Raw genomic sequence first — 26,775 nt, forward strand, 5'->3', positions numbered from 1 at the left:
TAACAGGTGTACACAAGATTTATATGGGCAAACTAATATAAAGTTATTTTATTTAAAATATATTTTATAGAAGGGAGAAATGTTATGAAGAAAGTTATATATTTAATTTTAGTTTTATTATTAACTACTAATTTTCATGGAGCATTTGCCGTAGATACACACAGTGATCCTGATTCCGTAGAGATATCTTTACCAAGAATGGTTAATAATATACTGAAAGATGAAGAAGGTGCCACAATAGAAAACGAGGAAAAGGTATATTCTAATAAGTATGTATCTGTAAATATCAATAGGCCCATTGTAAAGATTGTTAAAAATAAAGAAGCAGAAGGGATTATAAATAATAAGATATCAAAAAGAATTAATGACTTTGAAGAATATATAACAAAGCTATCTATTAGAGACAATGAATATAATATAAAAGTTGGGTTAGAAACAAAACCCTATGTAATTAATGTAAACAATAATGTGACTTATAATAAGAATAATATCCTTTCAATAACACTAAACCTATATAGTTATACAGGTGGAGCTCATGGATCATCAGTAGATGAGTCTTTTAACTTTGATATAAATACAGGAAATAGAGGAGTCATTGAAGATTTCTTGGGTAATAATAGGAATTATAATAAAATTATTTTAGACAATGTGAAAGCTACTATAAATAAAAATCCTGAATTATATTTCAAAGAAGCTGTAGATAAACTAAATGTAATCCCTTATAATCAAAAGTTTTTCTTAACAGATAAAGGCTTAGTTATATATTTTGATGAATATGAAATTGCTCCCTACGTAGCAGGAATTCCTAAATTTTATATACCTCTAAGTAAATTTCCTAAAGGTTTAAATAAAGTAAATATTCAAGTGGAAGCCCCAATAATAAAAACAATAAATTATGAAGAAAGTAGTGAAGATTTTAATCAGTATTTATCTTATCCTAAAATTGAAAATATGATAAACAAGGATATAGAGATGAAAATTAATAACTATATTAAAGATGAAGTTTTTAAATTTATAAAAGATATAAAGGCATCAAACACTCAAAATAAAGATTCCGATAAATATGTAAAAGGAGTTACCACATACTACAAGAGCTTATTTAAAGATAAAAATAGCATAATTTTCTATATAACCTATTCAGGAAATAATAGAAGGGATGAAAATATTTTCTTAAACAATAAAATATATGAGGTAAACTTACAGAGTGGAGAAATTAAAGTAAAGAATCAGTAGATAATTAGGTTCTATATATTAAAATCTAATGAGAGTAATTTTAAAAAAATCATATAAATTCAAATAAAAATGTTGTAACACATTGGATATATGACTAGTAATATAATAAGTGAAGCATTCAATTTCGGAGGAGAGTATGCAAAATAAAACTAGTCGTAACATAATAGGTCCTGATTTAAATGAATATAGGGGCGATGTAAATTATACTCTACTTGCAACACAAACCCCATATGCTTATTTACGTGGTTCTGGTTATGGTACTGGTAGATTTAGAATAGACAGAAAATTTATTGAGTATGTAAACGGATTAAGAAATGTGGGAGTAAAAACAGGAGCATATCACTATGCAGTACCTTCCACAGATTTAACTACCGCAGATGTTCAATGTGATGGATTTATAGACATATTACAACAAGCTTATGGACCAGGAAGATATGGAGATCTATTCCCTGTAATTGACATTGAAGCACCACTAGATAAATCTATATCTACAGATGCATTACTAGATTGGGTAGACAGATTTAGAAAGAGATTTGAAAGAAAAACTAGAAGAAAAATGATGTTATATACTGGAGCATTTTTTATTGATTTATATAATAATTTCTACCATACTAAGAAAGGCTTTATTCTAGCAGATATGCCTCTTTGGATTGCTATGTATCCAGAATTACCAACAAATCCTCCATATCCAAGGGATCAAGGTGGATGGACTAGATGGAGAATGTGGCAATTTACTGAGAATGGAACCATGCCTGGAGTAAATCCACCAGTAGACTTAAACTATGGACCAGAAAATTTAGATTTATTAACGCAACCTAGAAGTGTAAGAGACTTTAGAGCAGTAGCAACAGGCCAAGAAATAAGAATGAATTGGACTAAAAATACTGATATAGATTTAGGTGGATATAATATATTCATAAACTCCAACTATGTAACTACATTAGGCAGAGATGCTAACTCCTATGTTTTAAAACTAGCTAACAAACCAAGTCTAGGAGAAAGGTATATAATGTCTATTGAAGCCTTTGATACCGACGGAGATTTTTCACAAGAGAGAGCTAGTGCTAATGTTACTTTTGGTAGGGAGATAGTATTTAATAATGAAAATTCCCATGAATGTCAATGTAATAACAGATGGAATGTAGATGATTATACTGATGTAAAATCTGTAGAATTTAAGGATCCTGTAGATGGTTTAGCAAAAAGATTTATTAAATCTGTTGAAAGAAAAGAAGATTTTGATATGTATGATGATTTTGTAGAAACAGATGATGAATTTGATGATATTTTATATATGAAGAGATTAGAAGCTGAAAGAGCATATAAAAAATATTATGATAATAGAGAATCTAGGAATAAATTTGGTCTTAATGAAGTTAATAGGGATTATAGATGTGAAGATGATTGTGAATACTTAGAAGAAAAATCTAAGTACATTTGTCCAAAATGTAAGAAGTGCAATGAAGAACACCATGAACACCATGACGAACATCATGAACACCATGAAGATGATCACGACCACCATCATGAACACCATGAAGAGCATTGTGATCACCATCATGAACACCATGACGAACATGATAAGTGGAATAAGGATGATTACCATTGCAAGAAAGAGTACTATAATGGCCAAAATAATTATAAAGATGATGATTATCTAGAAAATCATAACTTCCATAATAATGATGAGCTATATGAACACCATGAGGATAAATCAGAATTTATAAAGGAATGGGAGAAAAAACCTATAAAATGCAAATGTGAAAGAGAAGAAGATAATCAAGACATAGTTTTAAATGATGATTGTAATAGGTATGAAAAACCAGTATATGATGACATCCTAAGAGAAGAATATGAAGGAGACCGTCGTAGATTAGAAAATCGTGATCCAATAAGTTATAAGGTATGTGAGGAATGTGTGCAGCCTAAGAGCAACTGCATGAAGTGTGAATATTTACTTCAAAACATGTATCTAAATAATTGTGATTATGGACACAAACATCATAAAAAGAAATACTATGATTATAAAGAATATGATGAATGTTATCCAAGTAAGAAGAAGAGCAAGAAGAACAAAAAACATCATAAAAAACATCACAGATAATTAAAAAGTCCACTTTCTTTTAAGGAAGGTGGACTTTAATACATATTATACTTCTTTTGGTGTATCCGTAATAGGTTCAGTTTTTATAGCATACTGAAAAGCACCTTCGTCACTATCTTCATATTGTTTTATGTCAGGGAAAGCTTCATAATCAATTTCAGAATCTTCACCACAGTGACAAGCATTTAGATTTTCTTCATAGTCATCATCTAAGAAGCTACATTGACATAGGTCTGATTCTTCATCTCTATCTTCATCTTCATTTAAATCACCCTTCATAAGAGCCTCACTTATAGACTTTATGCTCTTGTTTGAAACGGCATTTACAATTTTATCTACAACCACAACAGCACCTACAATAGCTAAAGTATTTGTTATTAATTTTTTTAAATTCATAATATCATTCCTTTCTTAAGATTCCCATTTAGTTTATGTATAATATGAGAAATTATATCTAAATATTTATTAAAATATTTTTTATTGCATTATATTAGTTTTTTGTGCCCTTATTTTTTTCATAATAGACTCTAGATTAAACATATGGCTTTGAAGTATGTTAAGATTCTTACCTAAAATCATGCTTCTAGTTATTATTCCATCAAATAGATCTGATTCCTTTTGAGTAAGAGAATCCTTAAACCTTCCTCGTTGTTCAAAGTTAAGTTTTTCAAATTCTACAACAATGTGATAACAATACTCTAATAAGTTGCCATTAATATGACTAGCTCTATTTTTATAATTTCTCTTACAAACTAAAAATCCAATAATAATTATAATAATTACAACAACAAATGAATACATGAGCATAAAGCCTCCTTTTTAGCACACATTAATAAGTATAGGTTAAGGATAAGTTCCTGTAAAGAAAATTATTCCTAATATATAAAATATTTAATATTAGAATAGTTGTAATAACATTTTTATAGATACCGCAAGGGACATAGTAACAAAAATAGGCTTAATAACCTTTGAACCCTTATTAATAGCTAACTTTGTTCCAAGCTTAGCTCCTAATATCATAAATACACAAACAGGTATACCAATTAGATAATTTATGTTACCACTAAAGGCAAAGGTAACAAGAGCAGCAATATTACTAACAAAATTTAAAACTCTAGCATTTGCTGAAGCTTTAAGAAAATTAAAACCTAAAATATTAATAAGACCAAAGATTAAAAAGGAGCCTGTACCAGGTCCAAAGAATCCGTCATAGAATCCTAGTGAAAAAGCAAAGATTATAGAAATAGTCATATTCCTTTTATTTAATCCCTTAAAATTATCCTTTTCCCCAATGGATTTAGAAAAGAATGTATAAACACCTATGGCAAGAACCAGCACAAGAACTAAAGGTTGAAGAAAACTTTCATCCAATAGAAGTACAGCCTTAACTCCTAAAATAGAGCCTATTAAAGTGAAAGGTGCCACTATTTTAAGAAACTTAAAATTGCAGTTACCTGACTTTATAAAATTAATAGAACTAGTAAGCGAGGCCATAGAAGCTGTAAACTTGTTAGTTCCAAGAACCACGTGAGGAGGCAAACCAGCTATCATATAAGCAGGAACGCTTATTATCCCACCACCACCAGCAATGGAATCTACAAAGGCTGCCAGAAAACCTGCAAAGCATAAAAAAATAAAAGTAAGTGTATTCATAATTCCTCCAGAAATTTAATTTTTACAAGCTTCATATTAAAGAATATATTATAAATTTATGAAGCATAATCTACTCTTATATTATAAGGGGAAAAGGAAGAAAAAGAAACAGAATAGAATTTAAATTAATAACGAATATCTAGAAGCTTTTTCTTAAGCTCTCCTTCCATACGTCCAATTTCAAGTTCAGCCTCTTGACGTTTTTGACGGCCTCGCTCTTGGATTTTAACTACTTCATCTAGGGTAGATATAAGAGTTTGGTTAGTGTGTTTTAAAGTTTCAATATCTACAATTCCACGTTCACTTTCTTTTACAGTTTCAATAGTAGCTGTTTTTAATGATTCAGCATTCTTACGTAATAGTTCATTAGTCATATTTGTAACTTCTCTTTGAGCTGCCATTGCTTGTTGAGAATGAGCAACACCTAAGGCAATAACCATTTGACTCTTCCATAGAGGAATAGTATTGACTAAGGTAGATTGTATCTTTTCTGCCATAAGAGTATCATTATTTTGAACTAATCTAATTTGAGGAGCCATCTGAATAGATATTACACGAGTAAGTTCTAAATCATGAATTTTTTTCTCAAAACGATCACAAAGATTAGCCATGTCATTAGTAGCTTGAGAATCTTCAGGTAGATTAGATGTATTAGCCTTTGCAACTAATTGGGGTAACACTACTTTACGAACTTCCTCAAGTTTTTTCTTGCCAGCAAGGATATACATAGAAAGTTCTTTAAAATATACTAGATTTATACTATACATTTCATCTAACATGGCAATATCCTTTAATAGCTGAATTTGATGTCCTTCTAAAACATTACATATTTTATCTACATTTACTTCTGCCTTATTATATTTAGTTTTAAGATTTGATATATTATTAGCTACTTTTTTAAATATTCCAAAGATACCCTTTGGTTTTTCTTCAGTATTAAAGTCTTTAAGTTCACCAATTAAATTAGTTATCATATCTCCAACTTCACCTAAGTCCTTTGTTCGAACATTTTTAAGAGCACTTTCAGAGAATCCAGCTATTTTTTTTTGAGATGCAGCTCCATATTGAAGGATCATATTTGTATTAGTAATATCAATTTTTTCTGCAAAATCACTTACAATTTTCTTTTCATCATCACTTAATGAGCTATCATCAAGAACTTCAGGTTCCATATCTGGAGCTAGTTGTGGTTTAACTTCAGGAGTTGCCTCAGTAAAAGTATCTAAGGTAAGTGAAGGAACTATATTTGATGTATTAGAATTTGTATATAATATATCTTTGTTTTCAGTATTTGTCATTTAATTATCCTCCTTGATATTAAAATAAATATATTTCTCTATACTTAAGTAAGCATAAAATTTAAACACGTATAATTTGAAAAAATTTATATGAAACAAATTATTTCATAAAACCATCACTAGTTAGACCTTCTTGGACAAGCATAGCCTCTAGTACTTTAATGTCAGTAGATATATCTAGAGCATCATCAGCAAATAGATTATCTAATTGTTTTTCAAAGGCATCCGCTATAGTAGAAAGAATGCCTTCAATGTTTTCTATGGTAGTAGATATGTTACCACCTTTAATACATTGTCCATTTAAATTTATATATGAATTCAATAGTTTTAAAAGTGTAGGTAAATAATAGCTCATAAATTTACTTATTTGAGATGCATCTTCAGGATGTTTTGCAATGTATCTAAAAATCTTGTCAGTAGCTACTTCCATACGTGTAATTTGATTAGTAATCTTCTCATCAGGAATTTCATCATTTGCCTTTTTAATTTGATTAAGATAAGCAAGTCCTTCAGCAATAATAACATCTACAGCTTCATCACCAGAAGAGATTATTTCATCGGTAGAAGAAGGCAATTCTTTAGCAGAAGAAGTTGTTTTAACATTGTTCTTTTTCCTATAATTTTTATAAATAGAAGATTTAGAAACACGTTTTAAAAAATAAAAAAATAAAAATAAAAAAAGTAAAAATGCAAAAAGTAAAATTATTCCTAAATATTTCATAAAAGGTACGCCTGAGTTATCAGAATTACTTTTATTATAAGTATTATTTATATCATAAGAATTATTTTTATCAATAGTATCAATCTTAGTAGCTAAGCTTGATACCACATTGCTAAGATTGTACTTATTATTATGGGTACTTAGGGATGTAGCAAACTTTTTTTCTATAGATTTATAGACTGTTGAATCCGTTAAAGCACTTTTTAAACCAGTACCTGTAGCAATGAAAGTCTTATTTTCACCAGAAACAATAAGAAGTAATACTGCATTATTTTTTTCTTTTAAGTCCATATCCCATTCATCAAAAACTTTATAAGCATAGGTTTCTATGTCATTACCTTCTGGTAAATTTTCAATAGTTAACACTGAGATTTCAGCATCACTAGTTTCAGTAAACTTCTTGTTTCTTGTGATTATATATTTTATACTACTATCAGGCAATACATCAGCATTATCCGTTACCCACATAAGCTGAGAACGGGTAGGAATTAGTGAATCACTAGAACTCTTTTTAGATGTATTTATATCATTTTTAGCATCATTAGTTGCATATAAAAGTTCAGGGGAGTCAAGTATATTGGATTCAGCATTAGCAGATGTGTTAAAGAAACTTGTGGTAAATGCTAATACAATAACAAGTATTAAGGATTTTAAGTTTAAAAATTTTCGTTTCATAAATATCTCCTTTAAATAAAGATTAAAATAAATATAATATAGTTTATTAGTTATGTATTCACAACCTTTGTAAAATATATATTATAGATACTATAATTGTAAATACATTTAGAATTAGTGTCAATGAATATTGGGATTATAAGAATTTTACTAAATTAAAAATAAAAAAAGATTTTCGCAAATATATTACTAATCTTATATAGAATGCTGAGCTTGCACTTTATATTATTGTTTGCGCATGCTCAACACTTATCTTAGATTAGTTTATTAGCGAAAATCTATTTTATATAGTTGTTTTTATTTATTTTTACACATTAATTTTCTTCCCATAGTGGTTCTGCTCTCTTAGCCCAAGTTTCACCATAGTCTATAGTTTTAGCTACTAAATCTTCTACATTTTCAGGATCTACATACTCTGTAGACTTAGCCCCAGAAGCCTTAACCATTTCTGCAATCTTTGGAGCATTATCAAGAATTGGGCAAGGTCTAAATTGATTATTGTTAAAAGGTTGATTCTTTTGATATTCCATAAACAGTGGCTGTCCTAAAGCTTCAATTAAAGGAACTTCCTTTATATTAGCACTGGAGTAGTGGCAGAATACACAAGGTTCCACATCACCATTAGCATTAATATGGCAGTATCGTCTTCCACCAGCCACACAACCACCAACATATTCAGCATCGTGCCAGAAATCCATATTAAAGATTGGTTTAGTTGAGCGCCAACCTCTTATAGTACGATAAAGTTTTTCTCTTTGATCAGGATTAGCCATTAAGGAAGTATCTGTTTTGCATCCTATAGGCATAAAGGTGAAGTACCAAGAGAAATAAGCACCCATATCTATCATCATATCTATAAATTCTTCAGATAAAACGCTATCACAGTTATTAGTTGTAAAGCAAGTTGAGAATCCAAAAGGAACTCTATTTTCTTTCATAAGAGCCATAGCACGAGTAATATCCTTCCAGGAACCATTACCACGTCTTGCATCAGTAGCATCATCAAAACCTTCAACACTAATAGTAGGAACTATATTTCCAACTTCACATAGGTCTTCACAGAAAGCCTGGTCAATTAATGTTCCATTAGTAAATATCATAAACACACAATCATTATGTTTCTTAGCTAGTTTTAAAATATCATTCTTTCTAACTAAAGGCTCACCACCAGTCATTATATAAAAGAAGATACCCAAATCCTTACCTTGAATAAGTAAACTATCTAATTCATCATAGCTTAAATTTAAAGCCTTGTTATAATCAGCAGCCCAACAACCAATACATTTCTTATTACAAGCAGTAGTAGGGTCTATAAGTAAAGTAAAGGGAATTTCATATCCATATTCCTTAGATTTTTTCCTAGATTCACTCCAACCTCTAATAGAAGAATTAAGAAGAAAGTTACTAAACACAGTCTCTAAAATATGAGGATTCACTTCTTTGGCTAATTTAGTCATAAGCTCTACCCAGTTATTATCCTTCTCCTTTAAAAATCCTTCAACGGCATCATATTGAGGAGTATATAAATTTTCTGTATCAAACTTCCTTAACCAATGAACAATTTTCTCAAAGTTTTTCTCAGGATTTTTCTTTAAGTATCCAAGTCCCTGCTTTAAAGCAGCCTTTTCAATTTTATATTTTACATTTAACATAAGCCAACCCCCATTTTAAATAATTTTAAAGTAAGAAAGTATCATTTTTACTCCCATAATAAGTAATATAACGCTACCACAGATATTAACTGCAACTCTGTACTTATCACCCACACGGTAGCCTACCCTTAGTCCAATAATAGATGAAATCCCTGTTATTACAAATATGATAAACATATCTATAATAATTTCAGTGCGCAGTAGAGCAAAGCCAATTCCTAATACTAAAGCATCCAAACTAGTTGCAAAGGCTAAGGAAAAAATATTTCTATAATTAAAACTTTCCCTTTGCTCATTGATGGATTTAATAGTAAGTGCATTTTTTATCATCTTCAGTCCTAAGAAAATAAAAATAATTGCAGAAAACCATTGATTGATGGATTTAAAAGTTTCAGAATAAATTGAGCTTACTGGAAACTTGGTAATCATCATTCCAATAGTAAGCATAATAGCTTGTATTCCCCCAAATGCAAGGCCAACAATAAAATCCATACGCTTTTTAAGATAAGGTTGAGTTGCACCTGTACATACTGTCACTGTAAATGCATCTAAAGATAATCCTATTGATACTATGATTACTTCCAGAACACTCATAAGCATCTTCCTTTCATAATCTGTTTTCTTAAATTATAGCCAATGTAGATTTTTATGTAAAAATACACTTCGCCCTAAATGTATATCAAAAAAAACAAAAAGCAACTTATGTAGTTGCTTTAAAACAAATCTATTTAATTGTTTTATGATAGGTTAAGTAGGGGCTTTAACAAAATAAGCTAATCTAAATAAATATTGAATAAGCACTTATATTATTAACGCTCAGCCGTTTCGGAATATTGATTTACTAAAGCATTTATTCAAGGTAAAATCTACAACACAACAACTCGTATACACTCAAACAAGTTGTGTTGCTTAACGATTTTACCATTCATAAATACTAAGTAAATCTAATATCCCTGCAAATGGCATTCGCTAACAATAATATTAAAGTGCATCTTCAATATTTTATATAAGATTAGTAAGATATTTTGTTAAAGCCCATAACTTTTTATAATGGCTTGAATACAATATCTTCTAAGGAATTAGAAAGTAGTAAATAATATTTTTCAGCTAACTCATGAGCAGGAACTTGTACACCTTTTTTAAGCCAAGTAATTAAAAAATAGGTTAGACCTCTAGAATAGTAATTAGCAATTTCAGAAGCGGTGAGAATTCCTTCAAAATTCATATTTTCTATATCTAGCACAGAAAATAATTCTTCAAACATCTTAAGAAGAAATTTATATATTATACTCTCAAAGGAATTTTGTCCTTCTATTTTCATAGCTTTAACATAAAACTCTTTATTATTTTCTATCCTAGTAAGAATAAAAAGAATTGTCTCATTAAACATTTTATTATCTATAAGAAGGGTTGCACCTTCAAATATATCCTTATAACAAATCCATTCAAGTAATTCATACTTATCAGCAAAGTGGTTATAAAAGGAGGGTCTTATTAACTTTGCCTCATCAGTAATCATTTTTATAGTTATCTTATCAAAGGAATGTTGAGTCATTAACTTTTTAAAGCTATCAACTATTAGTGCCTTAGTATTTTCTTTTTTAGATCTCACAGTATAACCTCACCCCTTTAAAGATATTCTAAAAGTTAACTCAAAGTTTTCCACAGTTTTAACCATTATATCAACTTCCTATATTTTATGTCAATTAAGCCACATATATACCACAATACTAAGAGTTGCCACATTGAGTGTAAGGAGAAGCTTTAAAATTCCTAGGGATATACCATAAAAGCCTAGATAAAATCTGGGGGATAATATATAATAAACTAGGTAATTTCAAATAAACATATACCTATTTAACTAGGAAACAATATATCTAGAAAACTATGAACCTATAGATATAGTAAAATAGTTAAATAGGGAACAATAAAACAATATACCTATATAACTATATAACTAGGAAACTATATAACTAGTTAACTATTTGTTCTGTTCATGCGGGTTTCAGAGGTTTTTGTGATTTTCTGAGTTATATTTGGAACCCCCAAATAGAGGGTAAAATTACTTTAATAAAACTTAAAAGTATACCTAATAAATGAAATTATTTTAAAATAAAAAATTAAAATTAACATAGAATTTTATTAGATAAGGAGATAAAAATGAGAAAGAGAAAAGAATATGAATTTATCATAGAGGGTACAGAATTTCCAGGAAAGGGAGTTGCCTTCCATGAAGGAGAAAAAGTAGCTATAAAAAGTGCATTGCCCGGGCAAAAGGTTAGAGCAAGAGTAACTAAAAAAAATTCCAATGGAGTAGAAGCTAAACTTCTTGAAGTTTTAGAAGATGTAGATTACAAGGTAAAGCCAGCCTGCGATATCTTTGGAATTTGTGGAGGATGTAGCCAAGGAGACTTATCACTAGACACTCAACTTAAATTTAAAGAAGAACAAGTAAAGGCACTTTTAGCAAATAAGGGTATAACAGATTATGAGTACCTAGGAATAGAAAGCAGCCCACTTCACTATGAATACAGAAATAAAATGGAATTTACCTTTGGAGACTTTGAAAAAGGTGGAGAACTAACCCTAGGAATGCATGCTAAAGGAAAAAGCTTTGCCATAGTATCAGTACATAACTGTCAAATAGTAGACGAAGACTTCAGAGCTATAATAAATGCAACCATAAACCACTTCAGAGGAGAAAACCTTCCTTATTATAGAATCTTAAAACATGAAGGCTTTTTAAGAAATCTAGTAGTAAGAAAGGCTATAAACACAGGAGAAATATTAGTTAACATAGTTACAACTACCCAAGTAGAATATGACTTCACAGCCTTTGTAGATGCTTTAAAAGGATTAAATCTAAAAGGAGAGCTCACAGGAATAATCCATACTTTAAATGACTCTCTATCAGATGTAGTGCAAGCAGACTCTGTAGAAATACTACATGGAAAAGACTATATAATAGAAGAGCTTCTAGGATTAAAATTTAAAATAAATCCCTTTGCCTTCTTCCAAACTAACACAAAAGGAGCGGAGAAGCTTTACTCTATAGTAAGAGACTTCATAGGTGAATCAGAAGACAAAGTAGTATTTGACCTATACTGCGGAACAGGAACCATAGGACAAATAGTAGCTCCAAAAGCAAAAAAAGTAGTAGGCATAGAACTAATAGAAGAAGCCGTAGAAGCTGCAAAAGAAAATGCTAAAATCAACGGCCTAAACAACTGTGAATTCATAGCAGGAGACGTAGCAGTAACCATAAAAAACGTAACCGAAAAACCAGACATAATAATCCTAGACCCACCAAGACCAGGAGTACACCCAGTAGCCCTAGACTACGTAATAAAATTTGATGCCAAAGAAATAATCTACGTATCCTGTAACCCTAAAACACTAGCAGTAGATTTAGAGGTATTAACTGCTAATGGATATAAAGTGGAAAAGGTGAAAGTTATGGATATGTTCCCGCATACGCCGCATGTTGAGACCGTGGTGAAGCTGTTGAAGAAATAGACTGATATCAAAGGCTTTGAAGGTTTTTGAGTAAATATTGAAGTGTGTTTTATGTTCCCTCAGACTAATGGTTTGAGGGGATTTTGTTTTAGGGGGTCTAATAAATACACAGAACTAAAGAATTTGATTATTTGTATAGGTTTTGCAAATTTATATAAGTTGTAAGGGAAGGTGGTTTTCTATAATATATAATGTTTAGAATAATATTGGTTCAATATGTTAATAATTGTAATATTAATTGATTTAGGAGATTGATAAATTGTATTACAAGGGGATTAACTTAACAAATTTAGATGACTATGATATATATGATTTAGTACTTGAAAGGGAGATACCTAATTTTCCACCCGGATATTGGTGTTCAATATCAAAAGAGGAAGGAAAAAAAATATCTTTACAGTTACTAAGGTATCTTATTGAAACAAGATTAAACTTAAGTAGATATGAAATAATAAATAACTTATCTAAGGAGTTTATTTTAAATAATAAGCTCTGGACACCATGTAAACTTTATTTTGGAAGATCTGCCATTAAATATTTAATGGAATTGTATCCTAATGAATACAAGGCTTTTGAGTTTATTAAATGTAGAATACCTCAGGGTCATTGGTGTAAGAAGGAGAATAGAGTTGATGCTATAAAGTGGCTAATAGAAGAAAAACTAAAATGGAGATTAGATGATATAAAAGAAAAGTTTAGTAGAAAGTTATTGCTTGAGTATCGTTTAGCTACACTGATGAGATATTATTATAGTAGTTTTGATATTATAGATGAAATCTATCCTAATAAAGTCTACCCTTGGGAATTGAAAATGAGTTCTGTTTCATCAAGTTATTGGAGTGTTAAGGAAAACAGGATAATAGCTGTTAGATGGCTAATAAGAGATAAATTAAAGTTTTCTCACGATGAAGTATTAAATATTCTTTCACTTGAACATTTCTATGATAGTAAATTAAGTACATTAATATGTGATTGTTATAATAAATCAATTGCTAGTGCTATTACTGAAGCATTTGGAGATGAATTTATGCCTTGGGAATTTGGTTACCATCGATGGAATATAAATGATGCTAAGAAAGCTACAAATTGGCTTATTGATAAATTAAATAGAGAGGAAGGAAAACTTCCATTAGAAATAGATTATTATGATTTTATAAATAATAAGCTAAAAACTGTTATTGATAAGTTTTATGGGAGATCCCCTAAAAAAGCTATACTAGATGCAATTATTGTTTCATCTAATACTAAATAAAATGATTATTTTTAGTGAATTTTGAAAGATATATTCCCAAGCACTTATCATGTGGAGACGGTAGTATTGATGTCAAAAGTAAAATAGAAAAAGCCAGAAAGCCTGTAAATAAAAACGTCTAGAGGATTAGTGCTATTATAATAATAGCGATAGTCCTCTTATTTTATGTTCATGCTGTCAAAAAAATTGGAGGGGTTATGTAGATATGTGTGTTAATTATTAGGTTGTGTTGATAGGTTGTGTAGATAAATAGGCTGATTTTAAAAAGTATAAATAAAGTCATCAACTCAATATGTTGACAATATAATCTTATTTGTGCTATTATATTAAACAGATTTATAATCTACAGTACGTAAAGAACGGAGGCGGTTCTATGATAAAAAACAATATTGAAAAAGATATTAAAATAAAATGTGTGGAAGCTGATACAACACAAGCAGCTTTAGCTGAAAAAATAGGAAAAACCGTACAGTATGTAAATCGTATTGTAAAGAAAGATAATGGCGTTATAAATAAAACCTTTATTCAAATGATGGAAGGATTAGGTTATGACATTAGACTTACCTACGAAAAACGGGAGGAGAATGACGATGAATAAACAACAATTGGCTTCTACAATTTGGCAATCAGCAAATCAGATGCGTTCCAAGATAGAAGCAAACGAATACAAGGATTACATCCTCGGTTTTATGTTTTATAAGTACCTTTCAGAACGTGAAATTCAGTTTTTGATAGACGAAGGATATAAAGATGTCGATATAAAAAAAGTCAGTGAGGAGGATGTTCAACTAGCAAAGCACATTCGCCAGAATATCGGATATTTTATCTCATATAACAATCTGTTCTCCGCATGGCTTGAGAAGGGCGATGATTTTAATATCGCCAATGTTCGTGATGCTCTAAATGCATTTGACTTAAACATAGAGGAGACCTATAAGAAGATTTTTGAGAACATCTTTAAGACTCTGCAGTCTGGTCTTTCTAAATTGGGTGATACAGCTCAAAAACAGACTAAGTCAGTAAAGAGCTTGTTAAAGCTAATTAGACGAATTCCTATGGATGGGAAGCAGGATTATGATATTCTAGGATTTATTTATGAATATCTTATCAGCATGTTTGCAGCCAATGCAGGAAAAAAGGCTGGAGAATTCTACACCCCGCATGAGGTGTCAATTCTGATGTCTGAAATTATAGCTGAAAACTTAAAGAACAAAGAGCACATTAGAATCTATGATCCAACATCTGGCTCTGGATCTCTACTCATCAATATAGGTACATCAATTAGTCGATTTATCTCCGGTGAGAATAAGGTCGATTACTATGCGCAGGAGTTGAAGGAAAACACATATAACCTTACTCGTATGAATTTGGTTATGCGTGGTATCAACCCTCAAAACATTAATGTACGAAATGGCGATACCTTAGAGGATGATTGGCCTTTCTTTGAAAATGACCAAAATAGAGAGCGGACTTATCAGCTAGTCAAGGTGGATGCTGTAGTTTCTAATCCACCGTACTCTCAAAAATGGGACCCAAAAGATAAAGAATATGACCCTCGTTATAAAGAGTTTGGCGTAGCTCCAAAAGCAAAAGCAGACTATGCATTCTTGCTGCATGAGCTATATCATTTAGAAGATGATGGTATTATGACCATCGTTTTACCACATGGTGTATTATTCCGTGGTGGTGAAGAAGGTAAGATCAGAGAAACGCTTATCGAAAGAAATCACATAGAGGCCATCATCGGTTTGCCTGCAAACATATTCTTTGGAACATCTATTCCTACGGTTGTTATGGTGTTGAAAAGAACACGTAAGGATTCTGATGTGTTGATTATTGACGCTTCAAAAGGATTTGAAAAAGCAGGGAAAAATAACAAACTTCGTGCCTGTGATATTAAAAAGATTGCAGATGCTGTGAGACTCAGACTGCCTGTTGAAAAATATGCAGCTCTTGTGACCAAAAAGAAAATTCGTGAAAATGAATATAACCTAAATATTCCTAGATATGTGGATTCTTCTGATGATCCAGAAACTTGGGATATTCGAGCGACTATGTTTGGTGGCATTCCGATGCACGAAGCCGCATTACTTAAGGAGTATTGGGATACATTCCCTGGTCTTTTTGATGCGCTATTCAAAGAGATGTCTGAAGGGTATTTAATAATTCCACACGAGGACATCCAAGCTGTCACCCTAGAGGTTCCTTCCATTGAAGAATACAGACAGGTTTTTGCTTCGAGTTTTGATGGTTTTTATAAATCCTTGCATGATTCTCTCATCGAAGATATTTTGGATGTAAATGCGCAAGGCAAAAAGGATGAAGTGTGTCAAGAGATTTTCAATCGTATTTCAAAGGTCAAACTCTTGGATAAATATAAAGCCTACCAAATCTTATCGGAAAATTGGGACGTTATTGCGGCTGATTTAGAAATGATACAGAGTGAAGGGTTTGAAGCAATTTTCCAAGTTGACCCCAATATGGTTATTAAAAAGAAATCAGATGACGATGAAGAAGTGCCAGAAGTACAGGAAGGCTGGAAAGGTCGTATTCTTCCTTTTGAATTGGTGCAGCAAGAAATACACGCAGGTGAACTGAATGAGATTATCGATCTTGAAAATCGTTTGCGTGAAATCGCTTCTATCTATACTGAAGTTTTAGAGTCATTGGAAGATGACGAACTTGAAGGAAGCACAGTGACTGAAGAAAAGGATTCTTTTGTTGCGAAGGAAGTTAAAATTTTTGTCGCTGAGGCATTAAAAGACGTAAATAGCCCGGAAATTACAGCTCTTCAAAAATATACAATGCTTTCAAAAAAGAAGGATAAGTTGGATTATATTGCCACAACCAATCAAGTTATGTGGGATAAGATGAATGCAAATAATGATGGAACTTATGGCAAACCCGCTATTAATAGTCGCATTGCACAATTGCAGATGGAATATGATTTCCCGGCGAATTCTTTTGAGGCAAAAATGAAGCAAGTATTTATGTTGATGGAGGAAGAAACACAGAGCAAGCGTGAACTTCGAATCAAAAAGGATGAACTCCATCTAAAAACAAAAGAAACCATTGAACATATGGATGAAGATACTGCATTGCGACTTTTGGATTTGAAATGGATTGAACCGTTTGTAAGTGGAGTATTCCAGTTGCCAGAAGACATGATTAATCAGATGATTTCCAAAATCATCACACTGAACAATAAATATGCCACTACATTTGCAGATATTGAAGAAGGTATAACTGATACGAGCAAAACCTTGTATAAGATGCTTGGTGATCTTACCGGAAGTGTATCTGATATGGAAGGATTGGAAGAGTTTAGAAAGAGTCTGGAGGTTTAAGTATGGACGAAGAAAAATTAATACCAAGCCTTAGATTTTCTGGATATAAAGATGTTTGGGAAAGACATAAGTTGGAACATTATCTTAATGTTTCCACTGAAAAAAATACCGAAGAATCTTTTGGAAAAGAGGATGTCTTATCTGTATCTGGTGATTTTGGTATCATAAATCAAATAAAATTTCACGGCAGATCATTTGCAGGAGTTTCAACAGCTAATTATGGAGTGGTTAACACAGGTGATGTCGTATATACCAAATCTCCACTGAAAGCAAATCCTTTTGGTATTATCAAAACAAATAAAGGTCCTAGTGGAATTGTTTCTACACTTTATGCCGTTTATCATCCAAATGAAAATGTTTGTCCGGATTTCATCCAGGTTTATTTTGAACAACACGCTAGGATGAATCAATATATGCATCCTTTAGTTAATAAAGGTGCAAAAAATGATATGAAAGTATCAGATGCAAATGCGTTAAAAGGGCATGTCATATTTCCAAAAGTGGATGAAGAAGAAAACATTGTGGAGTATTTCTCAAATGTTGATCAACTTATTGCACTTCATCAGCGTGAGTATGATAAGTTGCATATCCTGAAAAAAGCTATGCTGGAAAAAATGTTCCCCGAAAAAGGGATGGATGTTCCTCAAATTCGATTTAAAGGATTTGCAGAATCGTGGGAACAGTGTAGTGCGAAAATTATATTTAGACCTGTTGTAGATAAAGGACATCCTGAGCTTCCTGTTTTATCTGCATCTCAAGAATATGGGATGATTAATAGAACAGAAACAGGACTAAATATTCATCACGATATAGAAAATGAGAGCGGATATAAAAGAGTTTTGCCAGGACAATTTGTTATTCACCTAAGATCATTTCAAGGTGGATTTGCTCATTCCAATATAGAGGGCATAACATCTCCTGCCTATACAGTTTTGTGCTTTCATGACCAAGAAAAACATTATGATTATTTTTGGAAATATGTTTTTAGTTCAGAAAGTTTTATAAGAAGGCTTAAGTTAATAACATATGGTATTCGTGACGGAAGAAGTATTAGCTATGAGGATTTTTCATCACTAGAATTTTTATATCCATCTTATAAAGAACAAAAGCAAATAGGAGTATATTTTCAAGAAATTGATCGTCTTATTATTCTTCATCAGCGTAAGCTTGAAAAGCTAAAAAATATCAAAGCCGGTTGCTTAGAAAAAATGTTTGTGTAAATTAGGGAGGTGAGTTATATGTCTGAAATTATATATACAGAAGAAAAAGACTTTGAAGATGCCGTCATTAAAGCCTTGATTGAATATGGCTGGGAACCGGATGTTATACGATATCCTACAGAAGAAGATTTGATTCAAAACTGGGCAGATATTCTTTTTAATAATAACAAGCAGAATACACGTTTGAATGATTGTCCTCTGACCGCAGGTGAAATGGATCAGATTATAAATCAGGTAAAGGCGCTACAGTCCCCACTTCTACTGAATGAATTTATCAACGGTAGAAGTATTTCAATCACTCGCGATAACCCAGAAGATCAACTACATCTTGGAAAAGAAGTTAGTTTGAAAATTTATGACCGTCAAGAAATTGCTTTAGGCCAAAGCCGATACCAAATTGTACAACAGCCACAATTTAAGACCAAGTCGCCTATTCTTAACAATAGACGAGGAGATTTAATGTTGCTTATCAATGGTATGCCAGTAATCCACCTAGAATTAAAACGCAGTGGTATACCGGTCAGCGAAGCGTATAACCAGATAGAGAAATATTCCCACGAAGGTGTATTCCGTGGAATTTTTTCAATGGTTCAGATTTTTGTGGCAATGCAGCCAAAGGAATCAGTTTATTTTGCCAATCCGGGTGAAGGTGGCATGTTTAATAAGGCGTTCTACTTTCATTGGGCTGACGTTAATAATAATCCCATCAATGATTGGCATACTTTCATGCAAAGGTTTTTGTATATACCTATGGCACACAAGTTAATCGGTTTTTATACGATTGCAGATACTGATGATGGAATTCTTAAGGTAATGCGAAGCTATCAGTATTATGCTGCTGTAGGCATTGCTGACATTGTGGCAGATAAGAAAAGCCACTGGGATGACGGTAACCAGTTGGGAGGCCATATTTGGCATACAACGGGCAGTGGTAAAACTATGACCAGCTTTAAGGCGGCGCAGCTTATTGCCAGTAACCATGATGCAGAGAAGGTAGTATTCTTGGTTGACCGTAAAGAACTAGGTATTCAATCCTTAAAAGAATACCGTTCTTTTGCATCTGAAAGTGAATCAGTACAGGCAACTGAAAATACGACGATTCTGACTTCTAAATTGAAAAGTGATGATCTTGATAATACGCTAATTGTTACCTCTATTCAGAAACTCAGTAATATTACTGCTGAGGATTCTGGATTAAATGATGCAGACCTCAAAGCAATCCAGCGTAAGCGCATGGTTATCATTATTGATGAATGTCATCGTTCTACATTCGGAGATATGCTGATTGACATTAAGAATACCTTTAAGAATGCTATTATTTTTGGTTTCACCGGAACACCAATACAGGATTTAAATGCGAAGAAAGACAGTACCACACCTACTATTTTTGGAGATGAAATTCATAGATATACTTTAGGAGATGGAATAAGAGACAAGAATGTACTTGGGTTTGATCCATACCTTGTTCGTATCTATGATGACAACGATTTGAGGGAACAAATTGCATTAGAAAAAGCAAAAGCATTTTCTCAGCAGGAAGCCATGAGTGACCCCAAAAAGAAGAAAATGTTTCTCAAATATATGGATTCATCACAGGTGAAAATGTACGGAGAGCTTGTTAATGGTAAATGGATCAGTGGTATAGAGGATTACATTCCAAACGAGCAGTATCAAACACCTGAATATAAGATGGGAATTATTACTGATATTAAAAAGAAATGGCCCCTTTACAGCCGAGACAGACAATTTCATGCTATTTTTGCAACCAGCAGTATTACAGAAGCAGTAGAGTACTATCGTCTGATGGTAAAGGAAATGTCAGAACTAACGATTACGGCTATGTTCGAGCCGTCAATTGATAACGAGGGTGGTGGCTCTCTGGAAAAGGAAGATGGCATTGTAGAAATGTTGGATGCCTATAACAGTAAGTTCTCTCAATCTTTTTCCATTGCTTCATACGATAAATTTCGTAAAGATATTAGTTTGCGCATGTCACATAAAAAGCCTTATGAACGCTTAGGCAAAGATGAGCAAATTGATATTTTGATTGTTGTAAATCAAATGTTAACTGGCTTTGATTCTAAGTGGGTGAATACATTATATCTGGATAAAGTCATGGAATACGAGAATCTTATCCAGGCATTTTCTAGAACCAACCGTCTTTATGATATGGCAGAGAAACCTTTCGGAATCATAAAATACTACCGACGTCCTAACACTATGGAGAAGAATATTGAAGCAGCAGTAAAAGCTTATTCAGGAGATGTTCCTACTGGACTTTTTGTAGACAAGCTCCCAAACAACCTCAGACATATGAATACTCTGTATTTGGGTATTGAGCAGCTCTTCAAAAATGCTGGTATTGAGAGCTATGAAAAGTTACCAGAGGATTCAGCTACAATAGCAAAATTTGCTAAAGATTTTAAATTGTTTGTAACGCATTTGGAAGCTGCATTGATTCAGGGATTTGTATGGTCTAGAAAATTTTATCCAGATGAGAATCAGGTTGAGGATGCTATTGAAGTAGCACTTGATGAGATGACATATTTGACCCTCCTTGCCAGATACAAAGAACTTTCAAGAGGCAGTGGCGGAGGCCGAGGCGGAGATGTTCCATACGAGGTGGATATTCATATCACTGAATATGATACTGGTAAAATTGACGCTAACTATATGAATTCCAATTTTGATAAGTATGTCACATTGATACAGGGCGATACCGACCCTGAAATTGTGGCTGCGGCATTAAAAGAACTACATAGATCTTTTTCCATGCTATCTCAAGAAGAACAACGCTACGCTGAACGATTTGTACATGCTGTAGAGAATGGAAAAGCTTATTTAGTTCCTGGAAAAACTTTCAGGCAGTATATTGCAGATTACATGAAGGCAGACGAATATGCCAGAATTAATCGTGTTGTTAGGAGAGTAGGTTGTAGCTTTAATCTTCTTCGTGAACTATTGGAGAGAAAAGTTAATAGTAGCACTCTTGATAATTATGGTAAATTTACAGAACTTAAAAATTCGGTAAATAAGATTAAAGCTAGAAAGTTTTTTAAGCTTGTTCTCCGAAATGAGTATGTTGAACTTAGATTAACATTATATAGTGAAGAGTATCTCCGTTTCTTCTTGTTAAGTGGAGGACAAGATCCATACCTAAATGTTAGTGACGAAGAAATGCCTACGCAGCCAAAGGATAAAGGATCAGAATCGGACGTACCAAATGTTGGAGTTGTTCTTACAGAAAATGATTATGTTGGAAAAAAGATAGTTTCAACGGTAAAAAGTAAAACACTGCAAAACTGGTATTCAGAAAGCAAAGCTGTTGCGAGTGCAGTAAAAACAGATTGTTTTGCTTATGTAGATGATAAAGTTTGTTTAGCTTCTTCTCAATATATCAAGCGAACTGACGAAGGAAAACTGGAATTAACAGAATATGCAAAAACCCATGAGAATGAGTGTTTCCTTCAGTTTATCGTGGACGAAAATGACGGGAAATTACACTATGTAAAACTTCCAGATGCAAAAGCAGATGTCACATTCAACTATAACGATTCGATTAGCGAAGATCTGCTTAATCAATATGGCCTTGTAAATGAAATGTCCAGAGAAATGCTTAAGGCAATTGATGGTGCAGAGTTTGGAGATGCCCTAACAAAGTTGATGGATAAGCATATTTGTAATTTCTCAGGTAGACTTTTGAAGAGTGTCACAGGTTTGGATATTAGAACTATTAGCAACATGAAAAAGGGTGAAAATCTTACCAAGGTAAATGTAGTTACTGCGTGTCTTGGAATACATATTCCATATAGGGTCAGTGATAAAATGATACAATTGGCAGATTTGAGCTTGAATATGACTTCACCGGGAAAAATAGGTGCAGATAATGAAGCCTATGATATTTTATTACATCTTAAATGGGCTACAGATTATGGTGATGTATTTGATGAACTGAAAGAGCAGAATTTAGAGTATCTTATCCATCAACCGCCATTATAAGTTAAGAGTTTTCCTTTAGGCCGGATTTTTTATCCGGTCTAAAATTTTTTTTGATGAACATTATTCATCGGTGATTATAACGATTTTGTTATTTTCACAAGTCATATAATGAAATAAGGAGCAGCGCATATGAAAATATGTGCTACTCCTTATTTTTTTGCGCAAAAAATGAAGTTCATATGGGGATTAGGTGTTGAAGTTCCTTCATCGGGCAAAAAAGCACTTTGCAGTAAACTATAGACAAGAAGCAAGAGAAGATATATGAAACAAAACCCACCTATTTGACAGTGTCATTTTCAGAGCGGATTTCTTTGAAAATATCCAGGATGTGATCATGGAAATCCTTGAGTGATTCAGGAGAAACAGATGCAGCGCCAAAGTAATGATTGTAAGCGCCTTGAATTGCAGAATCCCATCCAAAGTAAGGAATTTGTGAATACTTCTCGATGCAGTCTTCGCACCACGTTGTGTAAACATTTGTGGGTGCAGTAACCGTTCCGCCCCAGACGCTGATAATTGAACCTATGATTTTGTCGTTCATAAGCAACGACTGTGTGTTGGATAAGGTAACGTTATTTCCATGAATATCTATAAATGATTCCGGAATGGCCTGAATTCCATGCTGGTAAAGAAGAAATGAAAGCACCTTGAAGATATCACCATATGTTATTTCATTATCCGAGGAGTGTACTGTTGGGGCAGTCTTCTCATTAGTGCGACCAAGTATCCAGTCAGCAGAAACATCAAAGGCGTCTGCGAGTTTAAGTAAATTATCAGCTGAGAGCCTTTGCTGATTATTGATGATTTTGCTGTATGAGGGTTGTGATATACCAGTTTTCTCTTCAATTTCTTTTTGAGTCATACCCTTTGTTAATTCAAGCATACGAGCAATTTCTATACGCTTTATTCCGTTAGACAACTTTATCAATCCTTTCAGTACAGTTTTTTCTTTTAGTTTATCACATTTGAAATTATTCCAAAAGGAATATTTTTGTGAAGCCAAAGAATAAAAGAGTGCATCGACGGTATTGGAATATGCCAAGGAACCAGCTTTAAAATAATAATTGTCCTGAGTACGACATAAAAAGACTTACGTCAAAGATGTGAGGTGCGTCATGAACACCTGCCTTAACGCATCGATGATGGACAACTAAATATATGTCAGTTCTTTAAGGCGTGCTGACCACATAACCAAGCGGAGGTTACTCAGCTGGGGTGGTCGAGTGCGTCTTTTTTAGAGCTTTACTGTCTTAGTCATGCGGTTTCCTCCGCAGAAAATCAATGGAGGAAATCACATGAAAAAAACAGACAAGTATTACAAAGATTTTAGTAACCGCAAACCTTATAACGACATTTCTTGTAAACCTGGGGAGGTTCTTGTACCATTCGTGGTTGACTGGAAAATGGTGAAGCATTTTAAGATGAATAAGGACAACCTAGAGACGTGGAATTTTCATGGTAAGAAGGTTCTTGTAGCATTTACCCATGTTACAGAAGATGGAAAAGACAACGCCATGAAAATTTTTAATCGTCAGGTACATGAGTTTTTAAATCAGTATGCAGAGCAGGCTGATGACCTTTCCTTAGATAAGATGCTTGATGATATGCTGGGTGAAGATGGAAAAGGTAAGGATCCTACAAGAACTACGGCCCTAGAAGATACTGCTTTTTTAGGTATGGTGATTAAGGACCTTATTACTGAAGCATGTCAGAAAAATTCAAAATACGGACGTATCTTAGAATTAATAGCCCAAGATTTCGATAAGAGTGAAATCATGGCAAAGTTGCATCTGGGGAAATCTCAAGGATACGAAGATATAAAAAGAGCGCAGAAATTAGCAAAAGAGTTATTCTATAAGTAAAAATGAAGGCAACAGCACCGGTTCATTTAATCGATGTTGTTGCCTTTTTTCTTAATCTTTCTTATAAAACTTACTTTCGTACCCATCGGCCTTGAGTAAGATATCAGGCATCCAAGAAGGGCTTTTTCCCATTTGGTCACAGATGGAGTTGAGGTCAGTGCTTTTGCTACATTCTATAATTAGTTCATCATGAACATGCCCTACAATAAAACAGTCAGAGAGTGTACGGATTACATTCATCAAAATATCACGGCTGAGCGCTTGGACAATATTCTCCACAAACTTCGGGCCATAGCTCTCTAGGCGTTCCCATTTTTTTGTGACGCCGATACCTTCATATGTTACAGACTCACCACCAAACATATTCTCGCCTATCTTGGGTTTTACATAGCAGAGATTTCTACCAGAAGGAAGGTGGATAAATAACATACCGCTTTTGTATTTGAACTTAATACCATGAGTTTCTGTAAGGCTTCTTGTTTTAATAGCAATTTTTACAGCGGAATCGACTGCCCACCAGAACTGTACGATATTAGGGTTAGATGTACGCCATGCATCTACCAGCGGTTGAAGCTCATTTTCAGCTAGACCCATTTCAGGAGCACCCATCGCTCTTAAAGCACCAACACTGCCACCATATCCAAGCGCCAATTCAGCAATTTTACCTTTTTGTCGAAGGTGCGAATTAACACCATGCTTCTCAACAGGAACATGAAACATCTGACTAGCACTGGCGCAATAGATATCTTTTCCTCCACTGAAGATATTAGCACGCCAGGTTTCCCCAGCTAGATGTGAAAGTACTCTGGCTTCGATTGATGAAAAGTCACTAACGATAAATTTATATCCTGATTTTGCAACAAAAGCAGTTCGTATTAACTGAGATAAAGTGTCAGGAATATCATCATATAAAGTTTCCAGCATGTTGTAGTCGCCGCTTCGCACCAGATCTCTCGCCTGCTCTAAGTCAGACATATGATTTTGAGGTAGATTCTGTAACTGGATGATACGCCCTGCCCAGCGTCCGGTGCGATTAGCACCATAGAACATGAACATCCCACGTGCGCGACCATCTAAGCAAATAGCATTTTTCATAGCTTGGTATTTTTTAACGCTACTTTTAGCAAGTTGCTGACGAAGGGATAATACTTGGGCTAAGGTATCAGGTGCTGTTTTAATCATTTCTGCAACAGCCTTTTTGCCAAGAGTATCAGTTTCTATACCGTTATCAGAAAGCCACTGTTTCATTTGCATGACTGAGTTTGGATTGTCAAGGTCTGTAATATTTTTCATTAGTTCTGCAATTTCACCCTTGGAACGTTCATCAAATGCAATCGCATGAGTAACCACATCCATATCAATTGCTATCCCGCGGTCGTTTATTTCTTGATCTAGGTGATATTCCTCCCAGATAAATTCTGGTACTGGAAACTTGGCGAGCTTTTGTTTTATAGATATTTCTACTTCAACGTCACGAATGTTATAGGATTTAAAAAGCTCCCACTTATCAGGTGCGTGTTGTGGAAGGTTACGAGTCCTACCACCATTTGTTTTTGTAGGTTTGCATGGAATACAGAAGTAACGGATAAGGTCTTTACCTTCTTTCATTTTCTGTTCTTCTAAACCAAGTACAGCACCAACACCATCCAGTGAAAGTGGTAATCCCATATAAGCGGACCAAACAAGAGTGCAGCGCCATGATGAAGGGTTCAGGTAATTTGTAACGGTATCCTCTGGTATGCTGTAGCTTCTGAAATATTTAGGGCAGTGCCTTCTTAACCAGTTAGATAAACAGATACGTTCAAAGGAAGCATCGAAGGCCCATTTGATTACGTTGTCGTCAACAATAGCAGCAATGATTTCTTGAGGCAACCTTTCACCAGAAGCCAAATCATAAACGGTTACAGGTGCAGAGTTAACTGACACTGCAAATAATAATATTTCAAAATTATTTGATTCGGAGTATTTGTATACCCCAGATTTTTTTATATCCACATCAGAATATGTTTCTAAATCAATTGAGAGTTCTTTGATTTCCATGTGATTGTCTCCTTATATAAAAATGTGGCAGCAGCAATAGCGCTACCGCCAAGTATGTTAGTTGTTGTTAGCTTTTTTAAGAGCTTTTTTTCTTTCTTTTTCACGTCTGTAGTCATCCCTGATGCTTGTATAAAACATATATCCAAAGCCGATAAATACAAGCACTAACCATGCAAATGCGCCGATTTTAAGAAGTAAATTTG

The 26,775-nt window shown here is 33.2% G+C and carries 20 protein-coding genes; 9 read left to right on the plus strand and 11 right to left on the minus strand.

The window, feature by feature from the left end:
- Positions 1-84: 84 nt before the first annotated feature.
- Entirely contained in the window at positions 85-1,233 is a 1,149-nt protein-coding gene (locus B2S02_RS11950; RefSeq protein ID WP_346920751.1) for a PdaC/SigV domain-containing protein, read from the plus strand.
- 136 nt (positions 1,234-1,369) lie between these two features.
- Positions 1,370-3,337, plus strand: coding sequence for a glycoside hydrolase family 25 protein (locus B2S02_RS11955; protein ID WP_346920752.1), 1,968 nt, complete (start codon positions 1,370-1,372; stop codon positions 3,335-3,337).
- Between the two features lie 45 nt (positions 3,338-3,382).
- On the opposite strand, the gene B2S02_RS11960 is transcribed toward B2S02_RS11955, so the two are convergent.
- The 8 genes from B2S02_RS11960 to B2S02_RS11995 form a co-directional block, all read right to left on the minus strand.
- Positions 3,383-3,733, minus strand: coding sequence for a hypothetical protein (locus B2S02_RS11960; protein WP_346846335.1), 351 nt, complete (start codon positions 3,731-3,733; stop codon positions 3,383-3,385).
- Between the two features lie 81 nt (positions 3,734-3,814).
- A complete protein-coding gene (locus B2S02_RS11965) occupies positions 3,815-4,138 on the minus strand; it encodes a hypothetical protein (protein ID WP_346846336.1) in 324 nt (107 codons plus the stop codon).
- A 96-nt stretch (positions 4,139-4,234) separates the two neighbouring features.
- Complete coding sequence (locus tag B2S02_RS11970; protein WP_346920753.1) at positions 4,235-4,990, minus strand: TSUP family transporter; 756 nt, start codon at positions 4,988-4,990, stop codon at positions 4,235-4,237.
- Positions 4,991-5,115: 125 nt separating this feature from the next.
- Positions 5,116-6,288 carry a toxic anion resistance protein gene (locus B2S02_RS11975; protein ID WP_346920754.1) on the minus strand — a complete coding sequence of 391 codons (1,173 nt, stop codon included), beginning with the start codon at positions 6,286-6,288 and terminating at the stop codon, positions 5,116-5,118.
- Between the two features lie 100 nt (positions 6,289-6,388).
- Positions 6,389-7,684 (minus strand): 5-bromo-4-chloroindolyl phosphate hydrolysis family protein, encoded by a 1,296-nt coding sequence (locus B2S02_RS11980; protein WP_346879341.1) that lies wholly within the window; start codon positions 7,682-7,684, stop codon positions 6,389-6,391.
- A 314-nt stretch (positions 7,685-7,998) separates the two neighbouring features.
- Positions 7,999-9,336 carry a radical SAM protein gene (locus B2S02_RS11985; protein WP_346920755.1) on the minus strand — a complete coding sequence of 446 codons (1,338 nt, stop codon included), beginning with the start codon at positions 9,334-9,336 and terminating at the stop codon, positions 7,999-8,001.
- Positions 9,337-9,351: 15 nt separating this feature from the next.
- The gene (locus B2S02_RS11990) at positions 9,352-9,930 is read right to left on the minus strand and encodes a manganese efflux pump MntP family protein (RefSeq protein ID WP_346879339.1); all 579 of its coding nucleotides are present in this window, start codon (positions 9,928-9,930) and stop codon (positions 9,352-9,354) included.
- 451 nt (positions 9,931-10,381) lie between these two features.
- Complete coding sequence (locus B2S02_RS11995) at positions 10,382-10,948, minus strand: TetR/AcrR family transcriptional regulator C-terminal domain-containing protein (protein WP_346877154.1); 567 nt, start codon at positions 10,946-10,948, stop codon at positions 10,382-10,384.
- Between the two features lie 548 nt (positions 10,949-11,496).
- On the opposite strand from B2S02_RS11995, the gene rlmD reads away from it, so the two are divergent.
- The 6 genes from rlmD (at position 11,497) to B2S02_RS12025 (ending at position 22,670) form a co-directional block, all read left to right on the plus strand.
- Positions 11,497-12,852 (plus strand): 23S rRNA (uracil(1939)-C(5))-methyltransferase RlmD, encoded by a 1,356-nt coding sequence (rlmD, locus tag B2S02_RS12000; protein ID WP_346920756.1) that lies wholly within the window; start codon positions 11,497-11,499, stop codon positions 12,850-12,852.
- Between the two features lie 259 nt (positions 12,853-13,111).
- Positions 13,112-14,104: a DUF4046 domain-containing protein gene (locus B2S02_RS12005; protein WP_346920757.1), complete on the plus strand. Its 993-nt coding sequence runs from the start codon at positions 13,112-13,114 to the stop codon at positions 14,102-14,104.
- A gap of 373 nt (positions 14,105-14,477) precedes the next feature.
- Positions 14,478-14,702: a helix-turn-helix transcriptional regulator gene (locus B2S02_RS12010; RefSeq protein ID WP_346920758.1), complete on the plus strand. Its 225-nt coding sequence runs from the start codon at positions 14,478-14,480 to the stop codon at positions 14,700-14,702.
- Positions 14,695-17,451, plus strand: coding sequence for a type I restriction-modification system subunit M (locus B2S02_RS12015; protein WP_346920759.1), 2,757 nt, complete (start codon positions 14,695-14,697; stop codon positions 17,449-17,451). The genes B2S02_RS12010 and B2S02_RS12015 overlap by 8 nt, the downstream gene beginning before the upstream one ends.
- A 2-nt stretch (positions 17,452-17,453) precedes the next feature.
- Positions 17,454-18,671: a hypothetical protein gene (locus B2S02_RS12020; protein WP_346920760.1), complete on the plus strand. Its 1,218-nt coding sequence runs from the start codon at positions 17,454-17,456 to the stop codon at positions 18,669-18,671.
- 18 nt (positions 18,672-18,689) lie between these two features.
- Positions 18,690-22,670, plus strand: coding sequence for a type I restriction endonuclease subunit R, EcoR124 family (locus tag B2S02_RS12025; RefSeq protein WP_346920761.1), 3,981 nt, complete (start codon positions 18,690-18,692; stop codon positions 22,668-22,670).
- Positions 22,671-22,947: 277 nt separating this feature from the next.
- Here the strand turns inward: B2S02_RS12025 and B2S02_RS12030 are convergent, their stop codons facing one another.
- Entirely contained in the window at positions 22,948-23,673 is a 726-nt protein-coding gene (locus B2S02_RS12030) for a helix-turn-helix transcriptional regulator (RefSeq protein ID WP_346920762.1), read from the minus strand.
- Positions 23,674-23,926: 253 nt separating this feature from the next.
- Between B2S02_RS12030 and B2S02_RS12035 the strand changes: the two genes are divergently transcribed.
- The gene (locus B2S02_RS12035) at positions 23,927-24,532 is read left to right on the plus strand and encodes a hypothetical protein (RefSeq protein WP_346920763.1); all 606 of its coding nucleotides are present in this window, start codon (positions 23,927-23,929) and stop codon (positions 24,530-24,532) included.
- A gap of 51 nt (positions 24,533-24,583) precedes the next feature.
- On the opposite strand, the gene B2S02_RS12040 is transcribed toward B2S02_RS12035, so the two are convergent.
- The gene (locus B2S02_RS12040; RefSeq protein WP_414632891.1) at positions 24,584-26,572 is read right to left on the minus strand and encodes a DNA polymerase; all 1,989 of its coding nucleotides are present in this window, start codon (positions 26,570-26,572) and stop codon (positions 24,584-24,586) included.
- Complete coding sequence (locus tag B2S02_RS12045) at positions 26,542-26,718, minus strand: hypothetical protein (RefSeq protein WP_346920764.1); 177 nt, start codon at positions 26,716-26,718, stop codon at positions 26,542-26,544. Before B2S02_RS12045 ends, B2S02_RS12040 begins: the two co-directional genes overlap by 31 nt.
- Positions 26,719-26,775: the final 57 nt, after the last annotated feature.

It is taken from the genome of Clostridium sp. UBA7339 (genome assembly GCF_002470865.1).
GTDB lineage: Bacteria > Bacillota > Clostridia > Clostridiales > Clostridiaceae > Clostridium_J > Clostridium_J sulfidigenes.